Annotated in this window: 20 protein-coding genes and 3 tRNA genes; 16 read left to right on the top strand and 7 right to left on the bottom strand. The window is 56.0% G+C overall.

Translation table 11 applies throughout. The annotated features are described in order from the left end of the window. The first annotated feature begins 9 nt into the window (after nt 1–9). Nucleotides 10–621, top strand: a complete 612-nt coding sequence (locus tag ABIB18_RS01200) for an acyl-homoserine-lactone synthase (RefSeq protein WP_031376088.1) — start codon at nt 10–12, stop codon at nt 619–621. Nucleotides 622–653: 32 nt separating this feature from the next. Here the strand turns inward: ABIB18_RS01200 and ABIB18_RS01195 are convergent, their stop codons facing one another. After that, nucleotides 654–878 carry a DUF2594 family protein gene (locus ABIB18_RS01195; RefSeq protein WP_031376087.1) on the bottom strand — a complete coding sequence of 75 codons (225 nt, stop codon included), beginning with the start codon at nt 876–878 and terminating at the stop codon, nt 654–656. A gap of 431 nt (nt 879–1309) precedes the next feature. Between ABIB18_RS01195 and uvrY the strand changes: the two genes are divergently transcribed. The 6 genes from uvrY (at nt 1310) to ABIB18_RS01165 (ending at nt 4848) form a co-directional block, all read left to right on the top strand. After that, complete coding sequence (gene uvrY / locus ABIB18_RS01190; protein WP_031376086.1) at nt 1310–1969, top strand: UvrY/SirA/GacA family response regulator transcription factor; 660 nt, start codon at nt 1310–1312, stop codon at nt 1967–1969. Beyond that, nucleotides 1962–3794, top strand: coding sequence for an excinuclease ABC subunit UvrC (gene uvrC, locus ABIB18_RS01185; RefSeq protein ID WP_031376085.1), 1833 nt, complete (start codon nt 1962–1964; stop codon nt 3792–3794). The genes uvrY and uvrC overlap by 8 nt, the downstream gene beginning before the upstream one ends. Before the next feature lie 68 nt (nt 3795–3862). Beyond that, nucleotides 3863–4411 carry a CDP-diacylglycerol--glycerol-3-phosphate 3-phosphatidyltransferase gene (pgsA, locus tag ABIB18_RS01180; protein ID WP_031376084.1) on the top strand — a complete coding sequence of 183 codons (549 nt, stop codon included), beginning with the start codon at nt 3863–3865 and terminating at the stop codon, nt 4409–4411. A 150-nt stretch (nt 4412–4561) separates the two neighbouring features. Next, nucleotides 4562–4637: transfer RNA gene (locus ABIB18_RS01175), tRNA-Gly, on the top strand. Nucleotides 4638–4677: 40 nt separating this feature from the next. Next, nucleotides 4678–4751, top strand: a tRNA-Cys gene (locus tag ABIB18_RS01170). A 10-nt stretch (nt 4752–4761) separates the two neighbouring features. Then, nucleotides 4762–4848: transfer RNA gene (locus ABIB18_RS01165), tRNA-Leu, on the top strand. A 152-nt stretch (nt 4849–5000) separates the two neighbouring features. Here ABIB18_RS01165 and ABIB18_RS01160 read toward each other — a convergent pair. After that, the gene (locus ABIB18_RS01160; RefSeq protein ID WP_031376083.1) at nt 5001–5258 is read right to left on the bottom strand and encodes a hypothetical protein; all 258 of its coding nucleotides are present in this window, start codon (nt 5256–5258) and stop codon (nt 5001–5003) included. Nucleotides 5259–6234: 976 nt separating this feature from the next. Between ABIB18_RS01160 and ABIB18_RS01155 the strand changes: the two genes are divergently transcribed. Beyond that, a complete protein-coding gene (locus ABIB18_RS01155; RefSeq protein WP_354473522.1) occupies nt 6235–7104 on the top strand; it encodes a substrate-binding domain-containing protein in 870 nt (289 codons plus the stop codon). Nucleotides 7105–7165: 61 nt separating this feature from the next. Here ABIB18_RS01155 and ABIB18_RS01150 read toward each other — a convergent pair whose 3' ends face one another. Beyond that, entirely contained in the window at nt 7166–7336 is a 171-nt protein-coding gene (locus ABIB18_RS01150) for a hypothetical protein (RefSeq protein WP_354473521.1), read from the bottom strand. A 137-nt stretch (nt 7337–7473) separates the two neighbouring features. Between ABIB18_RS01150 and ABIB18_RS01145 the strand changes: the two genes are divergently transcribed. After that, nucleotides 7474–7725, top strand: coding sequence for a DUF6404 family protein (locus ABIB18_RS01145; protein ID WP_227021872.1), 252 nt, complete (start codon nt 7474–7476; stop codon nt 7723–7725). A 51-nt stretch (nt 7726–7776) separates the two neighbouring features. Here the strand turns inward: ABIB18_RS01145 and ABIB18_RS01140 are convergent, their stop codons facing one another. From ABIB18_RS01140 to ABIB18_RS01125, 4 genes are all read right to left on the bottom strand, one after another. Next, nucleotides 7777–9282, bottom strand: coding sequence for a SulP family inorganic anion transporter (locus ABIB18_RS01140; protein ID WP_089561067.1), 1506 nt, complete (start codon nt 9280–9282; stop codon nt 7777–7779). Nucleotides 9283–9419: 137 nt separating this feature from the next. Then, nucleotides 9420–9686, bottom strand: coding sequence for a biofilm/acid-resistance regulator YmgB/AriR (locus ABIB18_RS01135; RefSeq protein WP_031377899.1), 267 nt, complete (start codon nt 9684–9686; stop codon nt 9420–9422). 387 nt (nt 9687–10073) lie between these two features. Beyond that, nucleotides 10074–10481 (bottom strand): DUF2000 domain-containing protein, encoded by a 408-nt coding sequence (locus ABIB18_RS01130; protein ID WP_031377900.1) that lies wholly within the window; start codon nt 10479–10481, stop codon nt 10074–10076. A 40-nt stretch (nt 10482–10521) separates the two neighbouring features. After that, nucleotides 10522–11367, bottom strand: a complete 846-nt coding sequence (locus ABIB18_RS01125) for an AraC family transcriptional regulator (RefSeq protein WP_354473520.1) — start codon at nt 11365–11367, stop codon at nt 10522–10524. Between the two features lie 145 nt (nt 11368–11512). On the opposite strand from ABIB18_RS01125, the gene ABIB18_RS01120 reads away from it, so the two are divergent. From ABIB18_RS01120 to ABIB18_RS01090, 7 genes are all read left to right on the top strand, one after another. Next, on the top strand, nt 11513–11944 hold the full coding sequence (locus ABIB18_RS01120) for a MarR family winged helix-turn-helix transcriptional regulator (RefSeq protein ID WP_089561065.1): 432 nt from the start codon (nt 11513–11515) through the stop codon (nt 11942–11944). Nucleotides 11945–11946: 2 nt separating this feature from the next. Beyond that, nucleotides 11947–13632: an MFS transporter gene (locus ABIB18_RS01115; RefSeq protein ID WP_031377681.1), complete on the top strand. Its 1686-nt coding sequence runs from the start codon at nt 11947–11949 to the stop codon at nt 13630–13632. Continuing rightward, nucleotides 13629–14723 (top strand): HlyD family secretion protein, encoded by a 1095-nt coding sequence (locus ABIB18_RS01110; protein ID WP_069728144.1) that lies wholly within the window; start codon nt 13629–13631, stop codon nt 14721–14723. The genes ABIB18_RS01115 and ABIB18_RS01110 overlap by 4 nt, the downstream gene beginning before the upstream one ends. Next, the gene (locus ABIB18_RS01105; protein WP_316552252.1) at nt 14720–16114 is read left to right on the top strand and encodes an efflux transporter outer membrane subunit; all 1395 of its coding nucleotides are present in this window, start codon (nt 14720–14722) and stop codon (nt 16112–16114) included. Before ABIB18_RS01110 ends, ABIB18_RS01105 begins: the two co-directional genes overlap by 4 nt. A 271-nt stretch (nt 16115–16385) precedes the next feature. Continuing rightward, on the top strand, nt 16386–16772 hold the full coding sequence (locus ABIB18_RS01100) for a hypothetical protein (RefSeq protein WP_031377678.1): 387 nt from the start codon (nt 16386–16388) through the stop codon (nt 16770–16772). A gap of 230 nt (nt 16773–17002) precedes the next feature. Beyond that, nucleotides 17003–17734: a beta-ketoacyl synthase chain length factor gene (locus tag ABIB18_RS01095; protein ID WP_031377677.1), complete on the top strand. Its 732-nt coding sequence runs from the start codon at nt 17003–17005 to the stop codon at nt 17732–17734. Next, nucleotides 17727–18527: a lysophospholipid acyltransferase family protein gene (locus ABIB18_RS01090; protein WP_031377676.1), complete on the top strand. Its 801-nt coding sequence runs from the start codon at nt 17727–17729 to the stop codon at nt 18525–18527. The genes ABIB18_RS01095 and ABIB18_RS01090 overlap by 8 nt, the downstream gene beginning before the upstream one ends. The last annotated feature ends 10 nt before the right edge of the window (nt 18528–18537 follow it).

Raw genomic sequence — 18537 nt, 5'->3', positions numbered from 1 at the left:
AGGCGCATGATGAAAATAGTTCAAACGCAATTAAAGGATATGCCATCCTCTTTGCTTGCCGAACTTGGCAGCTACCGGTATAGCGTATTTGCGCGCGGCGAAGGCTGGTCTATTCCGCCACGTCTTAGCACGCCGGGACAGGAATACGATCGCTTCGATCGCTCAGACGTGACCTGGCTGATTGCCTGGAATGCGCGGGAAGGGATCAGCGGCTGCGCCCGGCTTATGCCGTGGTTCGAACCGGAACAGAGTGAAGGCATTGTGTTGCCCTTCAGCCATGAAAAGGTGTGGGAGATGTCGCGCTTCTCGGCCCGGCTGGAGGTGGATCCTGAGTTGCCACTGAACATTCTCTGGCACGCGGTGCAGCTGGCAGAGCTGAATGGCATGGAGTACATCATCAGTTCAGCCACACCGATGCTGGAGAAGATGTTTGAGCAGCATCGGGTGGTGTATGAGCCGCTGACGCCGGGCTTGATCCTGTCGGAAGATAATCTGTTCGCGATTCGCATTCCGGTGGTGCAGCCTGCGCTGGCGGAGAAGTATCGCGGCACCCGGCGTTTCAGTCCGGAAGAAGTACTGCCGTCGCTGGGTGTGTCAGTTAACTGGCAGTCACACAGCTAACTAATTTGCCCCCGCAACCGGGGGCAAAACGTTTACTGGCGGTAGGCCGCTTTGATCTGCTTAATGGTGTTGCTGAACACTTCCGCCTGCGGCTTATCGCCCAGCGTCTGCACGTAGCGTTCCATATTGATAATGACTTTTCCGGCATCCGCCTGACCCATGCCTTTCAGAATCAGCGTGATCATCATTTTCAGACCCGCTATTTCATCCGCTAATTTGCGCGCTTCCTGCGAAGTTGCAAAGTCTTCATCGCTCATGATTTTCTCCTTGGTGAATAACAACGTGTCGGCAATCTCGTCCGTACAGCAGTGCGTGAGTATACCACAGGGCGATTAAGTTGCTGATCGGGCCGGTTCGCTTCTGGCCGAAAAGGTTATCAATCCAGCAGGGCTAATCAATCGCGGAAAGTTATCATAGCGCTTAACGATGTTCCTGACGGTGTTGCACACCCACATAAATCCCGCATCGAATTCTGTTTAAGTAAATGAAAAATAACTTTTTTAATTTTATTTTTCAAGTGGGACAGGTGGCGGTTTTAACGCCGCTAAGATAAGCGTGATCATCGGTTTTCAATCAGGTATCGCCGCTACAGTTTTACTTTGTTGATGTGCTTTTGAGGTAAAAACGGGTATGATTACCGCCTGAAATCGTTAATTGCTTCCTCTTTTTAGCCTCTGGAGTCTTCCCGTTGATCAGTGTGCTTCTTGTTGATGACCATGAACTGGTCCGTGCTGGTATCCGCCGCATCCTGGAGGATGTCAAAGGTCTGGTGGTAGTCGGAGAAGTTAACTGTGGTGAGGACGCGGCCAAATGGTGTCGTGCCAATCAGGTCGATGTGATTTTGATGGATATGAACATGCCAGGCATTGGCGGGCTTGAGGCGACACGCAAGATCGTGCGCTACAATCCCGACATCAAAATCATCATGCTGACAATCCATACCGAGAATCCATTACCGGCCAAAGTGATGCAGGCCGGTGCCGCTGGCTACCTCAGTAAAGGGGCAGCGCCGCAGGAAGTGATTAACGCGATTCGTTCGGTTAACGCCGGACAACGCTACATCGCCTCGGACATTGCGCAGCAGATGGCGCTGAGCCAGATTGAGCCGCAGAAAGCCGAATCACCTTTCAGCTGTTTGTCGGAAAGGGAATTGCAGATTATGCTGATGATCACCAAAGGACAAAAGGTGACGGAAATTTCCGAGCAGTTGAATCTCAGTCCTAAAACCGTTAACAGCTACCGTTATCGTATGTTCAGTAAGCTGAACATCAGCGGTGACGTAGAGTTAACGCATCTGGCCATTCGACATGGCCTCTATAATGCGGAGCCGTTAATCAGTAGTGAGTGACGTTTTTAATTCCAAAGCCTTTCTGAGTACGGTGACCAGTAAGCCCGGCGTCTACCGCATGTATGACGCCTCAGGCACCGTCATCTATGTTGGCAAAGCCAAAGATCTGAAAAAGCGTTTGACCAGCTATTTTCGCACTCAGGTCGGCAGCCGCAAGACCGAAGCGCTGGTAAGCAATATCCAGCACATCGACGTCACCGTAACCCACACCGAAACCGAAGCGCTGCTGCTTGAGCATAACTACATCAAGCTGTATCAGCCGCGCTACAACGTATTGCTGCGCGATGATAAATCCTATCCCTACATCTTCCTGAGCGCTGACACCCATCCGCGACTGGCGATGCACCGTGGTGCTAAACACGCGAAAGGGGAATACTTTGGGCCGTTCCCCAACGGCTATGCGGTACGCGAAACCCTCGGACTGCTGCAAAAAGTCTTCCCGATCCGTCAGTGCGAAAACAGCGTTTACCGCAACCGATCACGTCCCTGTCTGCAATACCAGATTGGTCGTTGTCTGGGGCCGTGCGTGGCCGGACTGGTGAGTGAAGAGGAGTACGCCCAGCAAACCGATTATGTGCGCCTGTTCCTGGCGGGCAAAGATGATCAGGTCCTCAATCTGCTGGTGAAGCGGATGGAGGAGGCGAGCGTCGGACTTCGATTTGAAGAAGCGGCCCGCCTGCGCGATCAGATTCAGGCGGTGCGGCGGGTCACTGAGAAACAGTTTGTCTCCAATCAGGGCGATGACCTGGATGTGATGGGCGTGGCTTACGAGGCGGGTATGGCCTGTCTGCACGTGCTGTTTATTCGTCAGGGTAAAGTGTTAGGCAGCCGCAGCTACTTCCCGAAAGTGCCGGCGGATACCGATCTGGCCGAAGTGGTGCAAACCTTTGTCGGACAGTTCTACCTGCAGGGCAGTGAAGCGCGCACCTTGCCGGGCGACATCCTGCTCGACTTTACCTTGCCAGAACGCGAATTGCTGGCCGACTCGCTGAGCGAGCTGGCTGGTCGTCGGGTCTCGATTCAGAGCAAACCGCGCGGCGATCGCGCCCGTTATCTGAAGCTGGCGCGAACCAATGCCGCGACCGCATTAACCACCCGGTTATCGCAACACTCGACGATTCATCAGCGTCTGGCAGCTCTGGCGGAGTTTCTTCAGCTCGATAAGATCACGCGCATGGAGTGTTTCGATATCAGCCACACCATGGGTGAGCAGACGATCGCCTCCTGCGTGGTGTTCGATCAGAACGGTCCGCTGCGTGCCGACTACCGCCGCTATAACATCAGCGGTATTACGCCCGGCGATGACTATGCCGCGATGAACCAGGTGCTGCGCCGTCGTTATGGTAAAGCGATCGAAGAGGACAAGATCCCGGACGTGATCCTGATCGATGGCGGCAAAGGACAGCTTGCCCAGGCGAAACAGGTATTCGCCGAGCTGGATGTGCCGTGGGATAAATCCCGACCGATTTTACTGGGCGTAGCCAAAGGCAGCGATCGTAAAGCGGGACTGGAAACACTGTTCTTTGAAGCGGAAGGCGAGGGCGTTTCTCTGCCGCCGGATGCCCCGGCGCTGCATGTAATTCAGCATATTCGTGACGATGCTCACAATCATGCAATCTCGGGCCACCGTAAAAAACGCGCTAAAGTAAAGAACACCAGCGCACTGGAAAGCATCGAAGGAGTGGGGCCGAAACGGCGTCAGCAACTGCTTAAGTACATGGGGGGCCTGCAACCGCTGATGAATGCATCAGTGGAGGAGATCGCCAATGTACCGGGTATCTCACACGCCCTGGCAGAAAAAATATACTACTCGTTGAAACACTAGCATTGAAACGGGGGGGGCAATGTAGGAACATACGTTAAATTCTACCCATTCCAGACAGTTACCGGCATATGCAATTTAACATCCCGACGTGTCTCACCCTGTTCCGAGTCGTCCTCATCCCGTTCTTCGTGCTGGCTTTCTATCTGCCGTTTCACTGGGCACCGCTGGCTACTGCACTGATCTTCATTTTCGCTGCCGTCACCGACTGGTTTGACGGCTTTCTGGCGCGCCGCTGGAAACAGACCACCCGCTTCGGGGCATTTCTTGACCCGGTGGCCGATAAAGTGATGGTCGCGATGGCGCTGGTGCTGGTGGCAGAATATTTCCATGCCTGGTGGATTACGCTGCCCGCCGCCACCATGATTGCCCGTGAGATTATCATCTCTGCGTTGCGTGAGTGGATGGCTGAGATTGGTAAACGCAGCAGCGTGTCGGTTTCATGGATTGGCAAAGTGAAAACCACCGCCCAGATGCTGTCGCTGTTTGCCCTGCTGTGGCGTCCTGACAGCACGGTAGTCGGAATTGGCGTGGTGGCGTTATACATTGCTGCGGTGCTGACTTTCTGGTCAATGTTTCAGTATTTAAGCGCGGCGCGCGGCGATCTGCTCGAACCGTGATCGATGCGATTTAAAAAGCAGCAAACAGACACACAGTGAGGATAATTTTATTGACTCACTGCGTCAGGTCAGTAGAATGCATCGCATCGAACGGCAGCCAGCCTGCCAGAAGATAAATAAAATCAGCAAGTTCGATGCAGTTGCTGAAATGCGGGAATAGCTCAGTTGGTAGAGCACGACCTTGCCAAGGTCGGGGTCGCGAGTTCGAGTCTCGTTTCCCGCTCCAGATTCGCAGGTCAGGTTAACCTGGCGGCACATCAGTTTAAGGCGCGTTGGCAGAGTGGCTATGCAGCGGATTGCAAATCCGTGTACCTCGGTTCGACTCCGGGACGCGCCTCCAGTTACACCCTGCCCGGGTGGTGAAATCGGTAGACACAAGGGATTTAAAATCCCTCGGCTGTAAGGCTGTGCGGGTTCAAGTCCCGCCCCGGGCACCATATTGAAACCGAATAAAAACAAGCAGTAAGCAATGTCCTAAGCCACCTCAAAAGGTGGTTTTTTTGTTTCTGCAGGGTGGCGAAGACGACGGTTAGACAGACCGTGCCCTCGTGCTCGATTATCCTTCCCCCTTTCTCTGCAAATTCCGGCCTCAGGCGCGCGAGCTGAAAACCAGCTGGTCGTCAGCGTTACTGATCAGATACATTCGCTGCGCTTCACCGCTGGATGAGACAAAGGTCACCTGTTGGCCGATACTGACAGCATCAAATGCCTCGGTAGGTTGCAGCTGTTTCTGGATCTCAAGCACGATGCGTGATTTAAAGGGCTTTTCATTCACCGTATCGATATGGTAACTGGCGGTGAATGTCAGATCCGGATGATCAAGAATATAAAATTGTCCTGAGGGCATAGTCATTACCTCTTCGCTTATTTCAGTCTGCTGAACGCCGGAAGCGTTTCCCCTGACAGTCTGGCTTTTAAGGCTAGCTGAAGAATGCGTGATTAAAAGCATTAGCAACCTATTTTTATGGTTTCCGCTGTTTTATCAAATATTCACCGCTTGCGCTTGCAGCCTTATTAGCCGGCACTACCCTTACTTTAATCCGCCGTTAATACTGCAGTACCCAGGCTAAAATATCCCGCCAGGTGACGGGCAGATCTTCGAAGGGGAAGGCGGTCGATTACGCCGGGCAGGCAGCCTGAATGCTGGTTAAGCAAGGCAACGGGCAGCGCGCTGTGGCAAAGGGTTACGCGAGGCAGGGTGAGGTGTCGGGCGGGGAAACATGGGCATAGTATAACGGTATTATTGCAATTCTTCGGGGATTGCCGATGCAGGTTCAACTCCTGCTGCCCGGTCGTGCTGCTATCTGCCTGATGATAAAAATAACCGTAGCCGGGGTTAGCCTGCTGGAAATAATCCGGCTGAATAGTTAATCAGTTTAGAGATGAGCCGATATTTGAAATTATTATATTAACCCGTCGGCTGGCCACGCTATTCCGCTTTATGTTGACAGAACAATTTCCTGCTGTATCGGCTTACCCGTTTACGGATATTCGTGTGTCTGTTACGCCGCGCAGGGCGATATGTTTAAAAAACGCTTAATGGCTGCTCGTTGTGGTGGAATGTAAAAGCCTTAATAGTCGACTTATGGTTTTAACCCCGCTGCAGAAATCATCATCAACGTGCAGGTCAGCCGCACAGGTACTTATACCCATCCTGCTACTGAGTGCCTACCCACCACTGATACAATGGCAGACTTCTGTTACATCGCTTTTCACTCAATTTTGCGGCCTGAGTCGGCCTTTGTAACCTGTTGAAAGTTATTCATTTACCGTATGGTAAGGTTATCCATTCTTAGCCGCAAAAGAAGTCGGGACCCTTTATAATGACGCTTTCCACTGACCAGCAGCCTGATACCGCATTTCCGCCGATGATTGGCGTAATCTCCAGCCCGTTACTGAATTCCTGGCAGCAGAAAATCCTCCATCAACTGACGCACCAGCTCAACGCGCGTGGCGTGTTGATGCTCCTGTTGAATGCCGCTACTGAACAGGCGCTCGCAGCACAGCTGACTCAGGCGGCCCCGCTCGGGCTGTGTGGTTTACTGCTGTTGCCGGGTGCGTTCAGTGACTCACCGCCTGCAAGCATCCTGACCAAGGCCTCGCTGCCGGTGCTGCAGCTTGATGCAGAGCAGGTAATGCAGAAGGGTGCCAGGCAGGCGGGCGAAGCGATCGGGCGACTGCTGCTGGCAGAAGGTCATCAGCGGCTGGGTTATCTGCAGAGCCAGGCAGGGTCATCGCCACAGAAACAAGGCTACAGCGCCAGCCTGATGGCGGCAGATCAAGCGATCTGCGTCGATCTGGTGGCGGGCGGCAACGATCGTGAACAGGGCTGGCAGGCGATGACCGATTATCTGAAACAGACCCGCGCCGCCGAGCGCATCCAGGCGCTGTTCTGTGAATCTGATCTGCTGGCGTTTGGTGCGATGCAGGCAATCCGGGATTTTGGTCAGGGCGCGCACGTAGCGGTAGTCGGGTTCGGTGATCTTGATGAAGCACAATCCTCAACCTGGCATCTGACCAGCTGGTCAGTCAATATCGAGCGGGCAATTAACGACGCGCTGAACCGCCTGCTGGGACCCTGTGCAGCACAAGGTGAAACGGGCGGCGAAGGGGGATTAAAGCGTCGTCACTCCCATTTAGGCAAACAGCGACCGGGAGAGATGTCTGAGTGCGGGTGCGCCCATCGGCACTAGTCCGCCCGGCGACAGATGCATCGTGATCCGGGCGGGAGATCCTGAACTCAGGGCTAGAGGTTCAGAATTGTGGCTGACCAACCGGGCCACTGCCGCCAGGCGCACCGACCGGCTGCTGACCGCCTGGCGGTGACGGCGGCGGCGGCGCATCTCTGCCCGGCGACTGAGGCGCACAGGCGGAAAGGGTAGTGATAACGGCAAAAGCTGACAGCAATAAGGCGCAACGTTTCATCAAGGTATCCTGAAAGTTTAACGGTGCCTTTAGTATAGAAAAGTCGGGTGGAATCACCTGATACGCCGTCTTGTGCCGGCCAGAGCAGAAATTGCGGCCGATTATTTGAAACGCCTCTCATCTCCGGCGTGCCAGCAATGCGTTTTGTGCTGAACCCCGCTAAGGTAGCGCATCATTATAGAGGAGTGGTTATGAATGGCATCGTGAAGTTCGTCCGCGGCTGGCTGGTGTTTTCTGTTCTGTGGGGCGTGTTCATGTGGTTTATGTCATGGCAGCAGCAGGGCAAAGAGATAGGGCTGGCGATTCTGACCAGTCTTTACGCCGGTCTGATCTATCAGGCATTAATGACGATGGTGGCCCGCTACAAAGCGCGCCGGCAACAGGCCTGAGCCTGACCGGCAGCTTCGCAGGCCGCCGGTCAGCCAGAATAAATCGCAAGGTTAGCCGAAATTACCGGTTAACCGGCGATGAAAATCAGTACTGCGGTTATCCAGTCCCTCAATCTTCACCTGCGCGCCATAGCGCTGATAGCGATATTCAATGCCATCCAGCGCCGCCACACTTGATGCGTCCCAGATCTGCGCATGCGTTAAATCGATAATGACGTTTTTCGGATCGTGGGCGTAATCGAAATGTTCAAACAGATCGTTGCTGCTCGCAAAAAACAGCGGCCCGCGCACCGTATAACGTACCGATTCGCCATCCTCGCTCAGCTGACGCTCGGCGTGAATGACGTGGGCAATGCGGCGGGCAAACAGCATCATGGCGACAATCACGCCGGCCAGCACCCCCAGCGCCAGGTTACCCGTCCACACGGTCACCACCACGGTCAGCACCATAATCAGCGTTTCAGACCACGGCATGCGCTTCAGCGTAGCCGGTTGCAGGCTGTGCCAGTTGACGGTTTTCACCGCCACTACCATCATGATCCCTGCCAGAACCACCATCGGGATTTGCGCCATAATCTGGCTCAGACCGGTAACCAATAGCAGCAGCACCAGTCCGGCAGCCACGGTAGAAACCCGACTACGCGCCCGGCCGAGCTCGACGTTAACGATGGTCTGGCCGATCATCGCGCAACCGGCGATACCACCATAAAAACCGGCAAAAATGTTTGCCACGCCCAGTCCCCAGGATTCCCGACGTTTGCTGGACGGCGTATCCGTCAGGTCATCCACCAGTTTGGCGGTCAGCAGCGACTCCATTAGCCCGACAAAGGCGATACTGAGCGCGGTCGGCCAGATAATCTGCAGCGTCTGCAGATTCAGCGGCACCATCAGGCTGTTAAAGCCGGGCAGGCCAGGGCTCATCGGGCCTTCGTCGCCAACATTCGGCATGCGATAGCCCATCAGCAGGGCAACGCCGGTTACCACCACAATCGCCACCAGCGGTGAGGGAACGCTTTTCACCAGCCGCGGCAATAGCAGCACAATCGCCAGCGTCACGGCAAAGAAGATCCACACCAGCGATGATTGTCCCCAGACGTGCGGAACCTGAGCAAAGAAAATCAGCACGCCCAGCGCATTCACAAATCCCAGCATCACCGAGCGTGGAATGTAGCGCATCATGCGTGCCAGCCCGGCCAGACCAAACAGGATCTGAATCACGCCGCCCATCACCACCGCGGGCAAAATGTAGTTAACGCCATGCAGATGCACCATCGGACCGATCACCAGCGCCACTGAACCGGCGGCAGCGGTCACCATTGCCGGACGGCCACCGAGAATCGACAGCGTCAGACAGAGCACCACCGAGGCAATCAGGCTGACTTTAGGATCAACGCCGGCAATAACCGAAAAAGAGATCACTTCGGGGATCAGCGCCAGCGCGGTAATCACCCCGGCCAGGCATTCGCGGGTCAGCAGCGCCGGAGAGCGTAATACGCGTCCGACACTAATATCACTCGCCACAACCGGCGTTGCAGCGACATCATTCGATTGAGTCATAAAGGATTGCAGGCTCTTTTTTGTTTTGCTCCCGCACGAAGGGCGAGAAAGTCGGGATAAAAGTGAGGGCAGATGTTACCGGGCGCAGGGCGAAGATACCAGAAAAAGGCGGGGTGACTCCCTCCATGGAGTCGGGATTATAACGAGAAATCATCCGGGGTTTTGTGGACGACCAGCTCAAGCAGCTGCCGATAGATTTCCAGCGACTCCCGGTTGCTTTCCAGTTCCAGACGATGAATCAGTTTAGAAATAATCGCCTTATTACTGACCGGCATGCCGGACTGCAGGATCTCCGCGACCACTAAGCCGAGCATCTCCATATCACTGGCCGGTTTATTGGCGGCAGCATTAAAGTAGTCGGCAATTTCCTGATCGGTTCTGGGAACCCTATTCTGATTTTGCATGTGTAAGCCCTTCAAAACAGCCCGATTCCCTTTCGGATGTCAGGACAAAAAGACATTAAAAAAACCTCCGCATGGACAGATGCGAAGGAACCCAACGTCATAAATAAACGGATAAAAAAATAACCTCTGAAGGTGGAAATCCACTGACACCTTCAGAGGCGACGCAAGTGCATCATTCGTTACAGAGTCGCAAAACAACTCGTGGGGATAAAGTTATACAATGAAGTCCAATCTGTACAATCGGATTCCTAAGCAAAATGTGCTATTTGAGCATTAACAGGGGCTTATAAGGAATATTCTGAGAACAAAATTGTACAGAAAATGTGTACAGCCTGGAAAGTTGACTTAAATGATGCGGAAAGCGTGCGACAACTTCCCGCGTTAACCTTAACTGAAAAGTGCGAGTCTGGCGGTCAGCTTGCGCAGGGCTTTTTTCTCACCGACCACCGCCATGCCCAGCAAACGCCACTCCTGACGTGGCTTCTGCCGCATCGCGTCACTCAGCGCCTGATAGTCGGTGGTGGACTGGCCCTCTTCCGGAAACAGCACCATATCGCAGCCAGCCTGTTCGGCGTTTTCCCGCAGCAGGCTGAGCTGATCGGTGGTAGCCGCCAGTACCGGGATACCGACCGGGATCAGGCCGGGGCAGGGATGGGCACTGGCATCTTCCAGCGCCTCGCCGACCAGCGCCGGATGACGCTGGCCGAGGGTTAACGCCATAACGGCAGCGGCATTGGTTGCTTTGCCCGGCGGCAAACTGGCATTCAAAATCATGACACAACGTAAGTCCTGCATTGCGCTTCTCCTGACTAAAAAGCGCATTGTGGCAGGCGGATCAGGCCGGGTCTGGAAGATTTGTGCAGGCACGCTGATAACGTGCCGGACTGAGCTGGCAGGCGCGCTTAAACCAGCGGCCGAGATGGCTCTGATCGGCAAAACCCAGCGCGGCGGCGACATCGGCCACCGGCTGGCCCTGAGCCAGTCGCCGCCGGGCCTGACTCAGTCGCCACTGCACCAGCCAGGCGTGAGGCGGCAATCCCCAGTGGGCCTGGAACAGCCGCGACAGACGAAAGCGATCCAGTTTCAGACTCAGCGCCATCTGCTGTAAACCCGGATTTTCAGCATGATGAGCAATCAGCCAGTCCCGCGCCTGCAGCGCCAGCCGGGCATCCGGGTATACCGGCCCGGACGCGCGCCACAACTGGTGTTGCGTCAGCTGGCCAAACAGTCGGTCGAGTGCCGCGTCTTTGATTAATGCCGGATGATCGTGCCACAACGCGTCGAAGGCGTGCCAGACCGCATAAGCCAGCGGCCGGTCGTCGCGCAGCGTATCCGCGAAGCCTAACTCACGCTGCTCTGGTCCCTCCGCCAGCAGCGGAGCGAGATGCAGCTCAATCTGCTGGGGTGAAAGATAGAGCATGCGGTAGGTGAAGCCCTGCTCATTGATCGCGTCGCCATCATGTAATTCTTCCGGTTCCAGCATAAACACCGTACCGGGTCGGCTTTGATGCTGTTTGCGTCGCGAATGAAACTGCTGTACACCTTGCTCAGTTACACCAATCAGGTAACTGTCGTGCCAGTGCGGATCGTAAGCGTGTCCGGTAAAATGGGCGCGCAGCGACTCAATACCGCTGGCAGCATCACGGCGCAAATCCACCCAGTTTTTCGCAGCTGTTATCATGGTGTTCGACTCCCGGTTGCGGCCTCTGGACATTCTGCCGCGATCCACTAATTTTTAACAGATCGGGCGCTTTCCAATCGCGTTTGGCTTTGCGTATAATAACGCCTTCATTTAATTAGAAGTCTAACAATTAGGTTGCTAACATTTGTTATCGCATACTCGTACATTTACCCATCTCCTGCATCTGACCGCGCACGCCTGGCGCCTGGCCGTCGATCGCCATCTGAAAGATAGCGGTCTGAGCATGAGCAGCTGGATGGCGATTGGCCTGATTGCCAGTGAACCTGAAAGAATGACCCAGACCGAGTTGGCGCAGCTGCTGGGACTGGAAGATGCCAGCATGGTGCCGCTGGTCGATCGGCTGGTCAAACAATCGCTGCTGTCGCGGGTCCAGCCGCCGGAAGATCGGCGAAAACGCCATCTGGTGCTGACTGAAAAGGGCAACCAGGCGTTCGCTAAGGTAAAAAACCAGGCCGACGCGCTGCGTAGTGAAATGCTGGCGGACATCGATCCGCAGGACCTGGCCGTGACCGAGCGAGTGTTACAGCAACTACTGACGCGAATGGGAAGCATGTAAAGGTGGCGAAGCGCAATCCCTATGCCGCGCGCGAGTGGTTACCGCATGAAAAACCGATGCTGCCTGGGTCACCCTCGACCCCGCTGCATCCGCTGCCGAAGCGGGTGGCGTTTGGTCTGATCGGCCTGCTGATCTCGCTGACCGGGGCGCTGAGTAACGCGCTGGTTACCGCCAATCTGATCAATCTGCAGGGCACCTTCGGCGCCTATTCGAATGAGATTGCCTGGCTGCCGGCGGTCTACGTGATGGGTAATATCTCCATCAACCTGCTGCTGGTGAAATTTCGTCAGCAGTTTGGCCTGCGTGCCTTCACCGAAGCGTTTCTGGTGCTGTATGTGCTGGTGGCGTTCTTTCATCTGTTCGCCAACGACCTCAGTTCGGCGATCATCGTGCGTACCGCGCACGGCATGGTAGCGGCAGCGCTCAGCTCGCTGGGTATCTACTACCAGGTGCAGGCATGGCCGGCGAAGCATCGTCTGAAAGCGCTGGTGATTGGGCTGACGGTGTCGCAACTGGCGATTCCGCTGGCGCGTCTGTTCTCTTCGGAACTGCTGCAGCTTAACGAGTGGCGCGGTCTCTATCTGTTTGAGCTTGGCCTGGCGATGATTGCGCTGGGCGGGGTACTGCTGGTCAAGTTGCCGCCCGGCGACCGCATCAAGACCTTTGAAAAAATGGATTTCGTCACCTTTATGCTGCTGGCTCCGGGCATGGCGCTGCTGTGCGGCGTGCTGTCATTGGGGCGGATTGAGTGGTGGTTTACTACGCCGTGGCTCGGCATCTGCACCGCCATCGCATTAACGCTGATCGTGACCGCGATTGTGATTGAGCACAACCGGCGCAATCCGTTGATCAATACCCGCTGGCTCAGCAGCGGCATGATGGTCCGGCTGGGGATTGTGATGATCATGATCCGCATCGTACTGGCGGAACAGAACACCGGCGCGGTCGGTTTTTTACAGCAGATTGGCTTACAGAACGATCAGATGCGCGGGCTGGCGCTGGCGATTATTGCCGGCGTGATTGTCGGTATCGCCGCCAGTGCGCTCACCATCAAGCCTAACCACCTCAACTGGCCAATCGTCACCTCACTGGTGGTGATGATTATCGCGTCGCTGATGGATGCGCACTCCAGTCCGCTGACCCGCGCCAACAATATGTACTTCAGCCAGTTTCTGCTGGGCTTCAGCAGCGCCTTCTTTATGGCGCCAGCGATGCTGATGGGGATTGGCAGCGTGGTCACCCAGCCGAAAAATCTGGTGAGTTTTGTGGTGCTGTTTGGCATGAGCCAGAACCTTGGCGGACTGATTGGTTCGGCGATCCTCGGGACTTTTCAGACCTGGCGGGAAAAATATCACTCCAGCCTGCTCAGCGATCAACTCTCGCTGCTTGACCCCAACGTCAACGAACGTCTCAGCCAGTACAATGCGCTGTTCAATAGCCTGGTCGGCGATAACATTCTGCTCGGCGCGCAAAGCAGCAGCCAGCTGCAAACTGTCGCGACATTACAGGCCAACGTACTGGCCTATAACGACACCTATCTGTTAACGGCGGCGCTGGCATTGATCACCCTGATGTGGGTGATCTGGCGATTAACGCGTCGGCGTTATCTCGACTGGCGCCAGGCGCAATTTAACCTGCGTGAGCAGCATCAGCTGGCCGCATTACAGGAAAACACGGAGAAACAATGAGTCAGCAGGACGAACTTCAGGCAGCCGAACGCGACCGTGCGAACCGCCGCCGTATTCTTTCTATTGCCGCCGGCAGCGGCATTGTGGTGATTGGCGTATTAGTCATTCTCTACGCCTGGCAACTCTGGCCCTTTACCAGCGCAGTGCAAACTACTGAAAATGCCTATGTCCGCGGCCAGGTGACCTTTATCAGTCCGCAGGTCAGCGGCTATCTGACCTCGGTTGAAGTCATCGATCTGCAACCGGTAAAAAAGGGTCAGCTGCTGATGACCATCGACGATCGTATCTATCGTCAGCGAGTGCATCAGGCCCAGGCACAACTGGCGATGAAGCAGGCGGCGCTCAGCAATAACCTGCAACAGCGACGCAGTGCCCAGGCGACGATTGAAAGTAATAAAGCGGTGCTGGAAAACGCCAAAGCACAGGCGCTGAAAAGCGGCTTTGACCTGAAACGCGTAGAGAACCTGACCGCTGACGGCTCGCTGTCGGTGCGCGAACGGGATGCCGCCCGCGCGGCTAACGCACAGGCGCAGGCGCAGGTCCGTCAGGCTGCGGCTCAGATCGCGGTCGCAGAGCAAAATCTGCAAACGGTAATCGTCAACCGTGCGTCGCTGGAAGGAGACGTCGCCAGTGCGCAGGCGGCACTGGAACTGGCGGAGATCGATCTGGCCAACACCCGGATTATCGCGCCGGATGATGGTCAGCTCGGCCAGCTGTCGGTGCGAACCGGCGCTTATGTCACGGCCGGAACGCGGCTGACCTCGGTGGTACCTAACCACAAGTGGATCATCGCCAACCTGAAAGAGACGCAGCTGGCGCGGATCCGGCCCGGTCTGCCAGTGACCATCCGGGTCGATGCGCTGGATGGCAAACGCTTTACCGGTCAGGTTGAATTTATCTCGCCAGCTGCCGGGTCGGAATTCAGCGCCATTTCGCCTGACAACGCCACCGGTAACTTCGTCAAAATTGCTCAGCGTATTCCGGTTCGTATCCGCATCGACGAGCAGGATATGCAGCAACTGCGACCCGGCATGTCGGTGGAAGTGAGCATCGATACCGCCGCACAGCCGGCAGGTGAGGGCGCACCATGATCGTCCGCCGTTTACTGATTGGCGCACTGACACTGACGCTGGCCGGTTGCGCGACCCAGGTTGAAAAAGCACCGTCGTCACTGCCGATTCCGCCTGCCTGGCGCGATCGGGTCGGGCCGGCTGCTCCGCCAGAAGCAGGCTGGTGGCGCGCCTTTGGCGATGCGCATCTCAACCGGCTGGTGACGCAGGCGTTGCGCAATAATCCCGATATTCTCACCGCGCGTTCACGGGTGGATCAGTATCGCGCTCAGCTGCGTGCGGCGCAGGGCGATAATTTTCCGACTCTGAGCGCCGGCGTGGCGGCAACCCGTGAACGTACGCTCTCCTCGGTTACCGGCCAGCCTTATGAAACCGACGTTTTTCAGGGCCTGCTGCAGGCGAATTACGATGTCGATTTGTGGGGCGCGCGCAGCAGTTCGATTGACGCTGCGCAAGCCTCGCTGGCGGCGCAACAGGCTGCAGCCTCGGCGGCGGAGCTGACCATTGCCAGCTCGGTGGCCTCGGGTTATCTCAACTTATGTGCTCTCGATGAGCAGTTGCGCGTTACCGAAGCGACGCTGATCACCCGCAATAATTCGCTGACCCTTGCGAAGCGCCAGTTTGAAACCGGCTACACCTCACGGCTGGAGTGGATGCAGGCGGCCTCGGAGTACCAGTCAGCCAAAGCACAGATACCGCAGCTTAAGCATCAGATTACCCAGCAGGAGAATGCGCTGAGTATCCTGGTGGCGATGAATCCACGCGAAATTGCTCGCCGACAGCAGTTCGATCAAATATCGCCGCAGCAGTTACCGTCGTTGCTGCCGTCCCAGTTGCTCAATCGCCGACCGGATATCGTTCAGGCGCAGCGCCAGCTGCTGGCCGCCGATGCCAGTCTGGCTTCGGCCAAAGCGCAGCTGCTGCCCAATCTCAACCTGACTGCGACCGGCACGTTACAGAGTTCGGTGCTGCATCAGCTGGCTGATAATCCGTTCCGCCTGTGGAGCGTCGGCGGCAGTATTCTGGCGCCGTTGCTCAACCGTGAAGCGCTGACCGCAGAAGTGGATGTCTCAATGGCCACCCGTAACCAGGCGCTCTATGGCTATGAGAAAGTGGTGCGTAACGCCTTCTCAGAAGTGAACGATGCGATGGATGCGATCCGGCAGGGTGAGGCACAACTGGAAGAGCTGCAAAAGCAGGAGAACTATGTAGCTGAAGCCTTGCGCATCGCCAGTAACCGCTATCAGAACGGTTACGCCTCCTATCTTGATGAGCTGGATGCCCAGCGTACCCTGTTTACAACTCAGCTAAATCTGGTGACGGTGAAAAATAATCTGCTGCTGGCGCAGATTGATCTCTATCGTGCGCTGGGTGGCGGCTGGTCAGCAAACGCCACGTCATCTTCTGAATAACCCTTTCCCTTCATACGGTTCCGATCCAGCAGCAGTCAGAGATTCTGCTCGCCGGATCGGCGCTGTTGCGTCCCGCGCCGCTGTGTTCCGCCTGACACTCTTATCGGTTAAATAAGCCCCGCATACTTCCGCTTACCTGTCTTTACATTAGGTGGTATCATGCGCGGGTTTTAGACTGGCCAGATGGAAAAGCGCACGGATTGTTTATGCTGCGCCAGGCGAGTTGTATTTTTAACCGCCTGATAACACAGGGGAATGAAAGGGAATCGTGATGAATAAAAAGTTAATTTTTACACTGGTGGTGACCGCAGCTTTATTAACCGGTTGTGCCCGCACTGCGCCGATTCACAATGTGAATCAGACACTCTCACAGCGTTATAGTGATAATCAGATGAAAACCGCGATCATCGAAGCGGGCATCAGCCGCAAGTGGGTGATGACGCCGGTTTCGCCGGGTGTTATCAACGGTCGACTGGCACAGCGTGGTTTCGCAGCCAACATTCGCATCTCCTACACCAGCCAGAGTTACCGCATCGATTATCTCAGCAGCGAAAACCTGAAAGCGGGAGAGGGCAAGATCCACAATAACTATAACCGCTGGATCACCAACCTCGATCAGGACATTCAGCTACGCCTGTCAGCGCTGGCGGCAAAATAAGCCGCGCGTTGTCGCACTTATCTGTCGGTATTGAACAATAAAATAAAGATCTTTCGCTGCCGGCCGACAAATCAGATGACCTGCTATTGCTGCATCGCCGGCTAAACCACTACCGTGATCGGCAATAGCCGGGTCGGCAGATATTTCAGGGATGAATCTTTGCTAACGCAAGGAAGGCGTTGACGACCTGATGGACGCAACGCCACCCGTTTTGCTAAAAGAAAATTGAAATGAGACTCGCTTACTCTCTGGTCGACTGGCAGGCGCTGGCTCCCGGGCTGGCCGGACACGATGACTGGCAACGCTGGGCGCTACAGGGCGCGGTAATCGACCCCAACCAGTCCATGGCAAAGCCGCAATTTTTACCGATGATGACCGCGCGTCGTCTGAGCGGCGGCAGTCGTGCGGCAGTTGAGTGCGGTCTGGCACTGCTGGCACGTCAGACGGTGGATGCAGTGGTGTTCACCAGCCGTCACGGCGAGCTGGAGCGTAATCTGCGTATCCTGACCGCACTGGCCAGTCAGCAGCCACTGTCGCCCACTGATTTTGCGATGTCGGTACACAATTCTGCCGTTGGCAGCCTCACTATCGCAGCGAAAGCACCGCTGGTATCGACCTCCATCGCGGCCGGGATCGACTCTTTTCAGCAAGGGCTGATTGAAGTCAGTGCCTTACATCAGGCGGGCTATCAGCAGGTACTGCTGGTCGATTTCGAGGGTCTGCTGCCCGATTATTATCTGCCGTGGTTAGCCGAAACCCCCCTTAACGCGCCGTATGCGGTGGCGCTGCTGCTGGCCGCTGGCGATGAGTGGCGCTGCCACAGTCAGCCTCAGCCCGGCGAGATGATCCCCGCCGCGTTGCCGCAAAGTCTCTGCTTTTTGCAACAGTCTCTCGCTGGATCGACGCAGTTCAGCCTGCCAGGCGAGCGCCTGCAGTGGCACTGGGAGAAAAATCATGGCTGATTGCTCACAACCGGCGCAGCCGCGCTGCAGCAGCATCAACTATTACTGGCGGCTGGTGATGACGGCGGTCAGTTTTACCCTTTTCAGCCTCGGCGGCCTGCTGCTGTCGCTGATCGGCTTTAATCTGCTGCTGCTGGTGCAGCGCGACACCTTGCGTCGCCGCCAGCTGGCCCGACGCGCGATCGCCTGCAGCTTCCGCTGCTTTCTGCGCTTTTGCCGCGGGGTCGGCGTCTACGACTACCGGATTGAAGGGGCAGAACTGCTGCAGCAGGATCGCGGTTGCCTGATCGTCGCCAATCATCCGTCGCTGATCGACTATGTGATGATCGCCTCGGTGCTGCCGGAGATGGACTGTCTGGTGAAAGCCGATCTGCAAAACAACCTGTTCTTACGGGGTGTGATCCGCGCCGCCGATTATCTGATCAATAGCGAAGCCGAAACCTTACTGCCTGACAGCCAGCAACGGCTGGCGCGCGGCGACAACATCCTGATCTTCCCGGAAGGGACCCGCACCCGCTATGGCGAGGCGCTGAAGTTGCAGCGCGGTGCCGCCAATATCGCGGTCCGTGCCGGGTGCGATCTGCGGGTGGTTCACATCACCTGTAGCCAGCGTATGCTCGATAAACAGAGCCGCTGGTATCAAATTCCGCCGGTTAAACCGTTGTTTACCGTGCGCGTACAAGCGCGAATCGACAGCCAGTCGTTTTGCGAAAGCAACCAAGATGCACAGCCGCTGGCCGCGCGTCGCCTGACCCGCCATTTACAACAGGCGCTGGTTCCCCTGAATAGGTAATACGAAAACC

The organism is Pantoea sp. UYEF8, from assembly GCF_040546285.1.
In the GTDB taxonomy this organism is placed as follows: domain Bacteria; phylum Pseudomonadota; class Gammaproteobacteria; order Enterobacterales; family Enterobacteriaceae; genus Pantoea; species Pantoea brenneri.
The sequence above is the reverse complement of the archived record's forward strand: the minus strand, read 5'-3'. Positions and strand labels throughout refer to the sequence as shown.